At 40.3% G+C, this 13111-nt stretch carries 11 protein-coding genes; 3 read left to right on the forward strand and 8 right to left on the reverse strand.

The annotated features are described in order from the left end of the window. The first annotated feature begins 200 nt into the window (after positions 1–200). Positions 201–740, forward strand: coding sequence for a nucleotidyltransferase family protein (locus QQK05_RS17465; protein ID WP_284301037.1), 540 nt, complete (start codon positions 201–203; stop codon positions 738–740). Between the two features lie 39 nt (positions 741–779). Here the strand turns inward: QQK05_RS17465 and QQK05_RS17470 are convergent, their stop codons facing one another. Beyond that, positions 780–1628: an SPFH domain-containing protein gene (locus QQK05_RS17470; RefSeq protein ID WP_284301041.1), complete on the reverse strand. Its 849-nt coding sequence runs from the start codon at positions 1626–1628 to the stop codon at positions 780–782. 144 nt (positions 1629–1772) lie between these two features. On the opposite strand from QQK05_RS17470, the gene rluF reads away from it, so the two are divergent. Then, on the forward strand, positions 1773–2507 hold the full coding sequence (gene rluF / locus QQK05_RS17475; RefSeq protein ID WP_284301043.1) for a 23S rRNA pseudouridine(2604) synthase RluF: 735 nt from the start codon (positions 1773–1775) through the stop codon (positions 2505–2507). A gap of 151 nt (positions 2508–2658) precedes the next feature. Here the strand turns inward: rluF and QQK05_RS17480 are convergent, their stop codons facing one another. Together QQK05_RS17480 and QQK05_RS17485 are read right to left on the reverse strand one after the other, a co-directional pair. Next, positions 2659–4833: a TonB-dependent receptor family protein gene (locus tag QQK05_RS17480; protein ID WP_284301045.1), complete on the reverse strand. Its 2175-nt coding sequence runs from the start codon at positions 4831–4833 to the stop codon at positions 2659–2661. Between the two features lie 259 nt (positions 4834–5092). After that, entirely contained in the window at positions 5093–5527 is a 435-nt protein-coding gene (locus QQK05_RS17485) for a hypothetical protein (RefSeq protein ID WP_284301047.1), read from the reverse strand. Between the two features lie 156 nt (positions 5528–5683). Between QQK05_RS17485 and QQK05_RS17490 the strand changes: the two genes are divergently transcribed. Continuing rightward, complete coding sequence (locus tag QQK05_RS17490; protein WP_284301049.1) at positions 5684–6157, forward strand: CreA family protein; 474 nt, start codon at positions 5684–5686, stop codon at positions 6155–6157. Between the two features lie 347 nt (positions 6158–6504). Here the strand turns inward: QQK05_RS17490 and tuf are convergent, their stop codons facing one another. The 5 genes from tuf to QQK05_RS17515 all read right to left on the reverse strand — a co-directional run bounded on the left by tuf (position 6505) and on the right by QQK05_RS17515 (position 13021). Beyond that, entirely contained in the window at positions 6505–7689 is a 1185-nt protein-coding gene (gene tuf / locus QQK05_RS17495) for an elongation factor Tu (RefSeq protein WP_284301051.1), read from the reverse strand. A gap of 299 nt (positions 7690–7988) precedes the next feature. Then, complete coding sequence (gene fusA, locus QQK05_RS17500; protein WP_284301054.1) at positions 7989–10106, reverse strand: elongation factor G; 2118 nt, start codon at positions 10104–10106, stop codon at positions 7989–7991. Between the two features lie 144 nt (positions 10107–10250). Continuing rightward, positions 10251–10724 (reverse strand): 30S ribosomal protein S7, encoded by a 474-nt coding sequence (gene rpsG / locus QQK05_RS17505; protein WP_193022466.1) that lies wholly within the window; start codon positions 10722–10724, stop codon positions 10251–10253. Positions 10725–10800: 76 nt separating this feature from the next. After that, complete coding sequence (gene rpsL / locus QQK05_RS17510) at positions 10801–11175, reverse strand: 30S ribosomal protein S12 (protein ID WP_193022467.1); 375 nt, start codon at positions 11173–11175, stop codon at positions 10801–10803. A 319-nt stretch (positions 11176–11494) separates the two neighbouring features. After that, positions 11495–13021 carry an AbgT family transporter gene (locus tag QQK05_RS17515; protein ID WP_284301058.1) on the reverse strand — a complete coding sequence of 509 codons (1527 nt, stop codon included), beginning with the start codon at positions 13019–13021 and terminating at the stop codon, positions 11495–11497. Positions 13022–13111: the final 90 nt, after the last annotated feature.

The following is a 13111-nucleotide window of genomic DNA, read 5'->3' on the forward strand; positions in this document are numbered from 1 at the left end:
TAACGAGAAGAAGTAATTAGCTTTTTAAGTTAATAAGCTTTACTAGAAACCCGCACATGTTGCGGGTTTCTTGTTTTTAGCTCTGCTAAATGGAATTCAGCCAGCAAGTACACACTAAAATCAAATACACACCACCTCCTGTTCAGACTTGATCGAATTGATTAAACTGGCCCAAGTAGCTAACGTTTTAAACAGAAATAATGGAACGAATTTTTCACCTATTACGTCAAGATAAACTGCGCATGAAGGCATTAGAAGCAGTTAGAGACCTGTCCTTACCACAATGCTATATAGGTGCTGGATTTATCAGGAACCTTGTTTGGGATAACCTACATGGCAAACAAGAGCCAACGGAACTCAACGATATTGATGTCGTTTACTTTGATAAAAGTGAAGTAGATATCGATTGCTATGCAACCTATGAATCTCAACTTAAGCGTGTGATACCAGCATTAAATTGGCAGGTCAGAAATCAGGCATATATGCATCAGCGTAATAACCATGCGCCTTATCAAACCACGCTTGAAGCGATAAGCCAATGGATTGAACAAGAGACTGCGATAGCTGTTAGATTGAAAAACGATAATGAGTTGGAATTAATTTCTGCATTTGGCATTGAATCACTATTTGCTTTGCACCTCACCCCCAACCCAAATCGAGATATTGCGATTTTCAATCACAGAATCCAAACGAAGAATTGGCTTAAGACATGGCCAAAGCTACAAGTAATGAAGCAGTAACTCAATACTGCCTCAATACCCTAACTGTCAAATACCGCTTTATTTACCTTTCACCTGTTTCATATCCATGATCATACTCATATTCTGCATTTGAGCTGGAATGACAACAACACCACCGTCATTACTGGCAAACATTTTTAACGCTTCATTAAGCTCATGTTGCAAGTACTCCGGTGTTAAGGATGAGTTAATAATCGCGTTTGCTTCGGCAATACCTCGCGCGCGGGCAATTTCAATTTCTGCATCTTTCGCCGCGATTTCAACTTCCACTTTTTTCGCTTCAAGTGTTTTCTGGGCTTGAACCGCTTTTTGGATCGCAGCTTCTATCGTCGGATCCGTGTTTAATGCTCGAATTGCGACACGTGTAATGGTAAAGACGCCTGGATCTTTATCATCCAATTTTATTTGTAGTTCTTGCGCTATACCTTCACGTAACTCATCACGGTTACGGTGTAACTCTAATGAATCGATCTTTGTTACTTCCTCATAAATCACGTCACGGCCTTCACGAAAAACAATCGCAAACGCCGGTAATAACGCATCTTCACCTTCAGCGTAAGAAGCAGCATACTTAACCATCGTTTCAGCTATTTTGGAGGCATCAACGCGGTAATAAATACTGATATCTAAATCTTGTAAACGTAAGTTATCTCTTGCTTTTGGTCTTAAATCGTTGAAGTCGATCGCAATTTCTTTTGCAGAAAACTCATAGGCTTTTGTTAAGATTGGTAACTTCCAGTTAAGGCCCGCAGGCACCTCTTCAAGCTCGACAGTACCCAGTGTCTTTTTAACCGCAACATGACCCGTGTCGATAACATACCAGCTACTAAACAGGATGATCAGTGCAAACACTGTCGCTATACCTGAGAAAATTGATGACATTCGCATAAATAAATCCTTATGTTATTTTTAATTCCCACCTCTTTGTTAACACTATATCAACATTTACCTCATTTGTAACATCGAGAAAATTCTATCAATTGACGTACACCCCTTGATATAATTCAATTTATTTAACAGAAATAACTCACCATGACAGAACCGAAAAGACTCAACAAATTTATTAGTGAATCAGGCTTTTGCTCTCGCCGTGAAGCTGACAAATTAATTTCGGCAAACCGAGTTACCATTAATGGTGAGGTTCCTGAGCTTGGTACAAAAGTTATGCCTGGTGATAAAGTTGCTGTCGATGGTAAAGCCATTGCTGCAATGCCAAGTAATAAATCAGACAGGGTTTACATTGCCTATAACAAACCTATCGGGATTACTTGTACTACTGAGCGCCATGTTAAAGGGAATATTATCGATGCCATCAAGCACAAGGAACGTATATTCCCTATTGGACGCTTAGATAAGCCTTCTGAGGGGCTAATCTTCCTAACGAGTGATGGTGATATAGTTAATAAAATCTTACGTGCTGAGAACGCACATGAGAAAGAATACGTTGTTACTGTAGACAAACCAATTAGTGAACGATTTGTTTCACGCATGTCACGTGGTGTACCGATACTGGGCACCATTACTAAACCTTGCAAGGTTACCATGCAAAGTAAGTTTGTTTTCCGAATTATTTTAACGCAAGGCCTCAACCGACAAATTCGTCGCATGTGCGAGTATTTAGGCTACGAGGTAACCAAACTTAAACGCACGCGCATTATGAATGTATCAATCGCAGGGTTACGTCCGGGACAATGGCGTGATTTAACTCAAGAAGAGATGAAAGAAATTAATAGCGCCGTGAAGCATTCAAAGAAAACGGCAGAATAATTCTAACTGGTGATTTCCGTCAGGCTATTTTTCATAGATTCTTAAGAAGTATTATGAAATGAACCACTAATTGTATTTTCTTAACCATATATTTCAATGCATAAAAAAACCGCCAAATGGCGGTTTTTTTTTACTCGATACACACTTCAATTTAGAAGTCGTACTTATAACCTACTGTCATTGTACGCGGCTTACCAACCATGATTGAACCGTGAGTTTTGCTCGTAACATACTCTTCATCAAGTAAGTTATCAATGTTGAATGTCACTTGCTGATTTTCTGCAAACGCATAGTGAGCAGCAAAATCAACAACAGTGCGACTATCAATATCTTCTGCAGTCAAACTACCTTGACCTGCTTCAACACGCATTTCACCCATGTAACGTACTAATACATCGCCTCGCCAATTATCGCCCTCTAAACCGACAGTCAATTGGAATTGGTTCTCTGGAACGTATGGTAACTCATCACCAACAACCACATCACCCCAAGTGTCTAGGTTTGACGAAAACGCATTTTTAAATTCTGTACTTGTATAGGTATATGTTAAATCAACCGGCACCGCCATATTACCCAAATCAGCAATATAGCCTGCTTTTAATTCAAACCCTTTTACATCTACTTCACCTGCATTGTACTGATTACCGATGTTATCATCGTCACACCCTTGGCTTGCTGTACAGTTGCCGTGCATATTTGAATAATCAGAGTAGAATGCAATCGCTTCAGCGTTGATGTTATCTTGGTTAAAACGTAAACCAAGCTCATAATTAACGCTTTCTTCACTTTCAGCAGACTCATTACCTGGCGCTGGTGGAGCGAAACCTTTCTGCACACCACCTAGTAATACTAAATCTTGATTTAACTTATACGTTAGTGCTAATGAAGGTAACAATACATCAGTATCATTTTTCTTGTGTGAAGGGGTTGAAGTGCGAGAAGGATCAGCCTTTCCCCAATCATGACGTTCAATTGTCATGTCCTCATAGCGTAAGCCAGCATTAATTACAAAGTCATTTATTGTGTATTCATCGTGAACAAAAATAGCTATGGCGTTCGCACTATCAATACGGTTTGAATCAGTGCCAGGTACGCCAGCTTCTGATTGTGTTAAGTTATAGCTTTGGTCAATCACGTATTCATCAACCCACTGAAAACGATCCATTTCATCTTCGTGATAACGTACGCCTACTTTTACTTGGTGATCATCTAAATCAGCAAATAGCGTTGATTGTATACCTTGTGCCAAATACGCTCTGTTATTTGCCTTAACATCAACTGTCAGGTCGCCAACAGAAGAATCAGCATCAAAAGCTGCCGCTGCTTCGATACCACCAGAACTTAAGCTCATACCATTAACTTTACTAGTTTTGTACCAGTTACGCTTGAAATCGTTGTAATAAGCTGTCGTGCCAATTGAAAAACGTTCTGAAAGATCAATACTATGGTTTACTTGGAATTGCTTGTGTTCAGTGCTCATATTATCTAGCTGAGACGCTGAGTAGCGAGTATAAGGATTAGCATCAAAGTCAGTTTGCGTCAGACCCATGTATGTTTCATCTGAGCTTTCGTCTGCGTATTTAACCTTAAATTCTAATTCTTGGTAGTATTTTGCTGATTTATCAGAGTTAACTTTAACTTTGGCTAGAACGTCATTTTTTCTAAAGCCTGTTTCAGCGTCGCTATGATTAATGTCTTTGAAACCGTCAGCTTGATAATGAAATACTTCTACGACAGAGCTAACTTGCTCACCACTACCACCAACAAACCCATGAACTTTAGCAAAACCGTCCTGACCCGCTTGTACAGCAAAACGCCCTGCCAAGTCTTCATTTGGAATCTGGCGTGATAACATATTGATAACACCACCAGTAGTACGTGGGCCAAACATAGCGCTTGAAGTACCTTTCAACACTTCAACACTTTCCATGCGACCAGACGTTGGAAAGTAATATGCTGACGGCGCTGCGTAAGGCGCTGGTGCAGCCAGTACGCCGTCTTCCATAATAGTAACTTTTTCACTTCTGTTTTGACCTGTGCCACGCATACCTACGTTAGGGCGCAAGCCATAACCATCTTCTTCAAGTACATATACACCAGGAACAGCTGTTAAAGTACGCATGATATCTGTGTAATCAAAACGTTCTAACGCTTCTTGGTTTAAGTGGTGCGCACTACCAGGAATGTCATTAACAGAGTTTGTATGACCAAAGATAGAAAGATGTTCAATATCGTCGGCTTTATCATCTGCAACTACAGCAAAAGACATAGCTGAAGCAATCGCTGTTGCTACGATTGCAGGCTTAAATACTTGAGTAAGCTTCATTATTAACTCGCTAGAAAATAGGATTATTGTTAAATTGGCGATATTAGAACAGAACTCTTAATGAGAATCAATATCATTTCCATTTTATTTACTGATTAAGATCAAGTTTTCGGTTATTAGTTATATCAAGGATCGTTTAAAGATGATTAACTGTTCGAAGAACAAAGCGATTCATTAGAATTACAAATCAATAAGGGCCCACCCACAAAGCAAAGGAGAGAGATGAAAAACCTTTACTCCACGGGTGGGGAAAACTTGGTTAATGAAGCTGACCTATATCTTCGGTCATTATTAATGCTTGCCCTTCTAACGTTTTTAAACAGTCCTCACAAATAGGATGTTTTTTTGCAAACGTAAGAAGTGCAGGTAATGTTAGCGACAAACCTTTTATTGCTAACAACTTAATGTCGTTTGGTGCGTTGTCTGTTTGAGAAACGTCCTGTAAATATTCATGAGGCACCGTCAAAAACCTCAAGGACAAGCTGGTATTCCCCATTTGTTCATACAACGCTGATAGATTGTGGCAAGTGCAGACCCAAGCTATCATCGTTTCCTCACATACTGGATTATTTCGATAACCATATGCCAACAAGTCATAGGCTTCTGAATAAAAAAATTCAGCCTGCTGCCATTGATTGTCGTTATAGCTGTCATTACCTAACTGAAGTAAAGATTGCCATTGCATAGTGTCCATAATATTCCTTCAAGAAAACGAACCAACAAACAAATGATAATCATTATCATTTAGAATAACAACCCTTTTTTACATACGTGTATTTAAAATCCCTTTGCATAAGGATTAATTGTATAGTTATCATGCTTTAGATAACCGAATAACAGTGAGTAAAACGTGAATAAACTTCTCTTAACACTAAGCACTGCATTGTTCATTTCTGCTTGTTCAGATAATGAAGTTGCCGATGTTTCTTTAGGATTCTTTACTACCAAAGACATAAAAGTAGCTTCATTAAATGACGACAAAATTCCTGGCGTTACTTGTCATGTCGCTTCTATTGAGGCTGACTTAAGTTTTTCGGATCCAAGTGATAGTTCAATTTCTTGTCGACAAACTGGAGATATAACGCCAGAAATGATAGCCAAGATTGATAAAGGTGACGCTGGTGAAGTCGTATTTAGACAATCGAAGAGTATATTTTTCAAAACAATGAAAGTTAGACGAATATACGATGCTAAAAATCAAACCTTGCTCTACATTTCATATACAACCAAAGAAACAGAAGGCAGTTTCAAGCATAGCCTATCTACTGTTCCACTCTGGGGAACTCAAGCTTATGTAGTGCCTAATAGCTCATCGATCAATTAACTTTCGTTTGATAAAAAGCCATGTTCAACAAGACTTCGGCCGGATTAATCGATATGCCCTAAAATGCAAAAAAGAGCGCCACCTTTTCGGTGGCTATAGGAATAAACCCTAAGCCCTAAATGCAAAAAAGAGCGCCTAAGCGCTCTTTTTTAGTTGTTCGATGTGAACTAAGAATCGATATTAGTCGATGCTTTCTTTTCGGTATTAGCTGATACAACACCAGCACCTACCCTGTATTGAGAGCGCCACCTTTTCGGTGGCTGTAGGAATAAACCCTAAGCCCTAAATGCAAAAAAGAGCGCCTAAGCGCTCTTTTTTAGATGTTCGATGTGAACTAAGAATCGATATTAGTCGATGATCTTAGATACAACACCAGCACCTACTGTACGGCCACCTTCACGGATAGCGAAACGTAAACCTTCGTCCATCGCGATTGGGTTGATTAGCTCAACAACAAACTTCAAGTTGTCGCCTGGCATTACCATTTCTACACCTTCTGGTAACTCTACAGCACCTGTGATGTCAGTTGTACGGAAGTAGAACTGTGGACGGTAACCTTTGAAGAATGGTGTATGACGACCACCTTCATCTTTAGTTAATACGTAAACTTCTGATTCGAACTTCGTGTGTGGAGTGATTGAACCTGGCTTAGCAAGTACTTGACCACGTTGAACTTCATCACGCTTAGTACCACGTAATAAAACACCACAGTTCTCACCTGCACGACCTTCGTCAAGAAGCTTACGGAACATCTCTACACCAGTACATGTTGTAGTAGTTGTCTCTTTGATACCTACGATTTCTACGTCGTCACCTACTGTGATGATACCACGCTCAACACGACCTGTTACTACTGTACCACGACCTTGGATTGAGAATACGTCTTCGATTGGTAAGATGAAGTCACCGTCGATTGCACGCTCTGGCTCTGGAATGTAAGTGTCTAATTCGTTAGCAAGTTCTAAGATTTTCTCTTCCCATTGAGCTTCACCGTTAAGTGCGCCTAATGCTGAACCAGCGATGATTGGTAAATCGTCACCTGGGAAATCATACTCAGAAAGAAGTTCACGAACTTCCATTTCTACTAATTCTAATAACTCTTCGTCATCTACCATGTCACACTTGTTCATGAATACGATGATGTAAGGTACACCAACCTGACGAGATAATAAGATGTGCTCACGTGTTTGTGGCATTGGGCCATCTGTAGCAGCTACTACTAAGATCGCGCCGTCCATTTGTGCAGCACCAGTGATCATGTTTTTAACGTAATCGGCGTGACCAGGACAGTCTACGTGTGCGTAGTGACGTGTTTCTGTGTCGTACTCAATGTGAGAAGTATTGATTGTAATACCACGCTCACGCTCTTCTGGAGCGTTATCGATTTGAGCGAAATCACGAACTTCACCACCGTGAGTTTTTGTTAATACTGCAGAGATAGCAGCTGTTAAAGTTGTTTTACCGTGGTCAACGTGACCGATAGTACCAACGTTAACGTGCGGTTTCGAACGTTCAAATTTTTCTTTAGCCATTTTTTCTGTACCTTAAGATATACAATTAATTAATTTTTTGGTTCCCTGTAGCTTGAGTTCAAGGCTCAGAGGCTAGCAGTTAATTTTAGATAAGGGTCAAGCCCTTGTCAAAATTCACATAGTCCCTAAACCTTAACTCTCTACAAAGAGTTTGTCAGTTCTAAATTACCCTCTAGAAGCTACCTAGATTGGTAATCGAATTCTTAAATCTCGCTCACCTTTAAACCCTGACAATCCTTTAAAAGTGAATACAGTTTTTTTTATGTTAGTTAACTACCATAAAAGTCTGCAAACAACACTTAGATATAAGTACCGCCGCGCGATTCAATAATAGTGGTTGCAACATTTTTTGGTGCTTCACTGTACTGTGAAAACTCCATTGAGTATGATGCACGACCTTGAGTTGCACTACGTAATTCCGTAGCGTAACCGAACATTTCAGAAAGTGGTACCGTAGCATTCACAATCTTCGTGTTCCCTGGACCTTCGTCCATACCATCGATCATGCCTCGGCGACGGTTTAAGTCACCTACAACATCACCCATGTTTTCTTCTGGCGTTGTCACTTCAACTTTCATCACTGGTTCTAGTAAGACTGGAGCTGCAGCCATTACACCATTTTTGAAACCCATTGAAGCAGCAACTTTAAATGCTATTTCGTTAGAATCTGTTTCGTGGAACGATCCACCCGTTAGCGTTACTTTGATGTCTACCATAGGGTATGACGCAAGTACGCCTGATTCCATTTGTTCTTCAAAGCCTTTTTCGATTGCAGGGAAATATTCTTTCGGAATATCTGCCTTATCGATAATCGCATTTTCAAAGACAAAGCCTTGGCCTTCTTCACTAGGCTCTATTGTCAAACAAACGTGGCCATATTGTGCCTTGGCGCCCATTTGACGCTCAAACTTACCTTCAACATCTGCACGTTGCGTAATCGCTTCACGGTAAGTAACTTGTGGATTACCGATATTACAATCCACTTTAAATTCGCGCATCATTCGGTCAGTAATGATGTCTAAGTGAAGCTCACCCATACCAGAGATAATCGTTTGAAGTGTTTCTTCATCCGTTTCCACTCTGAATGATGGATCTTCAGCAGCAAGTTTAGTTAATGCATTAGTTAACTTATCTTGATCAACCTGCGTCTTTGGCTCAACTGCAACTGAAATTACCGGCTCAGGGAATTCCATTTTATCAAGGGTAATCACGTTTTGTGGATCACAAAGCGTTTCACCTGTTGTTACATCTTTAAGGCCAATCGCTGCCGCAATATCACCCGCGTGAACTTCTTTAATTTCTTCACGGTCGTTTGCGTGCATCTGCACGATTCGACCTAGACGTTCCTTCTTACCCTTAATCGGGTTAAACACCATATCACCTGTTTTCACGACACCTGAGTAAACACGGAAGAATGTTAACGTACCAACAAATGGGTCTGTTGCAATCTTAAAGGCTAAAGCCGAAAACGGCGCTTTATCGTCTGCATCACGTGTTACTTCAGTTTCTTTTCTATCATTGCTAATACCAGTGATAGCAGGAACGTCTACTGGTGACGGTAAGTACTCAATTACACCGTCTAGTACTGCTTGAACACCTTTGTTTTTAAAGGCACTACCACAAGTACATAAAATAATTTCATTTGCTAATGTGCGCGCACGAAGACCAGATTTTATTTCTTCTTCGCTTAAATCACCTTCTTCAAGGTATTTTTCCATTAGATCATCATTAGCTTCAGCAGCTTCTGATAATAAGTTGTCGCGCCAAAGCTCTGCTTCATCTTGCATATCAGCTGGAATGTCTTGGTATTCAAACGTCATACCTTGATCTTCTTCACTCCAGTTAATTGCCTTCATTTTTATGAGGTCAATTACACCAGTGAACTCTTCTTCTGCACCGATAGCTAAATGAATTGGAACAGCATTCGCGCCTAAGCGCTCTTTTAACTGATCAACAACATTTAAAAAGCTTGCACCTGTTCTATCCATCTTATTAACAAAGACTAAACGAGGTACTTGATACTTTTCCATTTGACGCCAAACAGTTTCAGTTTGTGGTTGAACACCACTAGATGCACATAACACCAAAACAGCGCCATCGAGTACACGCAATGAACGTTCTACTTCAATAGTAAAATCTACGTGACCAGGAGTATCAATAATATTAATGCGGTGGTCGTCAAACTGAGCATTCATGCCCTTCCAAAAACAGGTAGTCGCAGCAGACGTAATAGTAATGCCACGCTCTTGCTCCTGCTCCATCCAATCCATGGTAGCTGCGCCATCATGAACTTCACCAATCTTATGTGAAAGACCAGTGTAAAATAGAACACGTTCTGTTGTTGTCGTTTTACCTGCATCTACATGAGCACAAATACCAATATTTCGGTAACGCTCAATAGGTGTTGTACGAGCCACTAATTTATCCTTTTTATACTTCTTGAGGTTAAATAACCTAACGTCAAAATACTCAGCTAGAACGAGCTATTTTCAAGTTAAATTATTACAGTTGAATGACAATAGAAAAGCGTAGCCGCAAATGCGACTACGCTTGTCATTATATTACCAACGGTAATGAGCGAACGCTTTGTTCGCTTCGGCCATACGGTGAACGTCTTCACGTTTCTTAACCGCTGAACCTTTGTTGTCAGACGCATCTAACATTTCGTTAGCTAGGCGCTGAGCCATTGATTTTTCACCACGTTTACGAGCTGCTTCAACTAACCAACGCATGGCTAGAGCGTTACGACGAACTGGACGAACTTCAACTGGAACCTGATAAGTAGAACCACCTACACGACGAGATTTAACCTCAACCGCTGGGCGAATGTTTTCTAAAGCTTCTTCGAAAAGCTCTAAGTGTTCTTTATCGTTTTGCTTCTCAGCTAAAATGTCTAATGCACCGTATACGATTTTTTCTGCAGTAGATTTTTTACCATCAACCATAAGGATGTTGATGAATTTTGCTAATAGTTCGTTATGGAACTTAGGATCTGGTAATATTTTACGTTGTCCTACGACGCGTCTTCTTGGCATCTTATTTCTCCGTTTAATTCAGGGGTTACCCAAAATTGTTAAATTTAATTAATTTGGCCTTACTTCACGGAAACCGTTAAGATTTAGGGCGCTTAGCACCGTACTTAGAACGGCCTTGTCTACGATCGTTAACACCTGAACAGTCAAGTGCGCCACGAACAGTGTGATAGCGAACACCAGGTAAGTCTTTAACACGACCACCACGGATTAAGATAACGCTATGCTCTTGTAAGTTGTGACCTTCACCACCGATGTAAGATGTAACTTCGAAACCGTTAGTTAAACGAACACGAGCTACTTTACGTAGTGCTGAGTTAGGTTTTTTAGGTGTAGTAGTATATACACGAGTACATACACCACGGCGTTGCGGACAAGCTTCTAACGCTGGAACGTTAGACTTCGCAACTTTCTTGACACGTGGTTTACGTACCAATTGGTTAATAGTTGCCATTACAGCTCCTGATTAAGTTAAAACATGGGATTAAGCCACACCAATGGTGCTTTTTATTCCCGCTAATAAACGTGTGTAAAATCAAACCTTATAATCAAAGCGCAATAGCGTAGATTACAAGGTCGGCGAATTTTAATGGTCAAGCTTTAAACTGTCAAGAAAAATGCGTGTTTTCCCAGATAAAAGGATCCTTTCGATCCTAAGCGATCAGCTTTAGCACTAAAAAGGTAATAAAAACGCAAATAAGGGAGTTTTCGTGTATCAAGAGATCACAGTTAAATGATCATGTGTCGATCATTTAACTGTGTAGGTGATTCTATTAGCCGTATGTATATGAAGCGCCTAATCCAAGTGGAAGGCCAAGTGCCCAATAAGCCATTAAGAACAATGTCCACGTGATGAGGAAACATACTGAGAATGGCAACATCATCGCGGTCAAAGTGCCAATGCCTGTTGATTTAACATAACGCTGACAAAAAACCACAACCAACGGAAAATATGGCATTAATGGTGTGATGATATTAGTACTTGAGTCACCAATACGATAAGCAGCTTGTGCTAAATCTGGTGAAATACCCAGTTGCATCAGCATAGGAATAAATATTGGGGCTAACAATGCCCATTTTGCCGATGCTGAACCGACAAACAAATTAATAAGGCCCGTTAATAAAATAATACCCGTAATCGTTACGCCAGCAGGTAATTCCAATGCCTTCAGTAATTCTGCACCTTCTACAGCCAATAAAACGCCTAGATTTGATTGCGCAAAAGCATAAATAAATTGGGCGATAAAAAACATAATAACGAGATAGTAGCCCATACCACTCATGGCTTTGGACATCCCTTCAATTACGTCCTTTGAGGTTTTAACTTTTCCTATTGCAAGACCGTAGACAAGCCCTGGTATTAGAAACAATAAGAAAATCAACGGAACAATAGAGCCCATCAATGGTGAACTATTTGACGTTAACGAACCTTGGTCATCACGCCACGCTGAATCTCCACCCGTTAAACTCCATGCGAACACACCAATACCTATCACAATTGCTAGGCAAGCAATCTTGAGTGCTTTTTTTTCATTGGCTTCTAATGGTTCCATCGTTGGAAGGTCATCAACATCGCCATCAACCGGATTATTCTTTAACTTTGGTTCTATTACTTTGTCAGTCAAGAACCAACCAACCGCAGTAACAATGATTGATGATGCCGTAGTAAAGTAGTAATTATTTAATGGATTCAACAATACGGTCGGATCAAGAATTTGTGCGCCAGCTTGTGAAATACCCTGCAACATAGGGTCAAGTGATGATGGCAAAAAGTTAGCAGAGAAGCCGCCAGAAACACCTGCAAATGCTGCAGCAATACCAGCCAATGGATGGCGACCAGCCGCATAAAAGATAACACCGCCAAGTGGAATAACAAGCACATAACCTGCGTCAACAGCGGAATGACTTGCAATACCAACCAAGATAACCATTGGAGTTAATAGCCAAGGTGCAGTGACAGACATTAATGCCCGAAGACCAGCGTTAATGAAACCCAGGTGTTCAGCAATACCAATACCAAGCATTGCAACTAAGACGACACCGACAGGATGAAAATGAGAAAAATTGGTGACGATTTTAGTCATAAACTGAGTGAAGGCTTCAGGCGCTAGTTGGTTATTAATGACCAAGGCTTGTCCGGTTCTTGGATCAATAGCGTCGAATGAAACACCTGATAATGCCCAAGACAAGACCCAAACAATTGCCATTAGCAACAGAAATAGTGCTGCGGGATCAGGAAGTTTGTTTCCAATAACCTCAACGCGGTTAAGGATGCGCTCTACAGTAGAAGGTGAAGACATGATAATCCTATCGTTATTTTTGTTATTAATTTGTTAATTTAACTTCGAACTCAAGTTTAACAATGGATTGTGTCTAATTGGAATAGCTTT

This window comes from Thalassotalea loyana, from assembly GCF_030161435.1.
Classification (GTDB): Bacteria; Pseudomonadota; Gammaproteobacteria; order Enterobacterales; family Alteromonadaceae; genus Thalassotalea_G; species Thalassotalea_G loyana.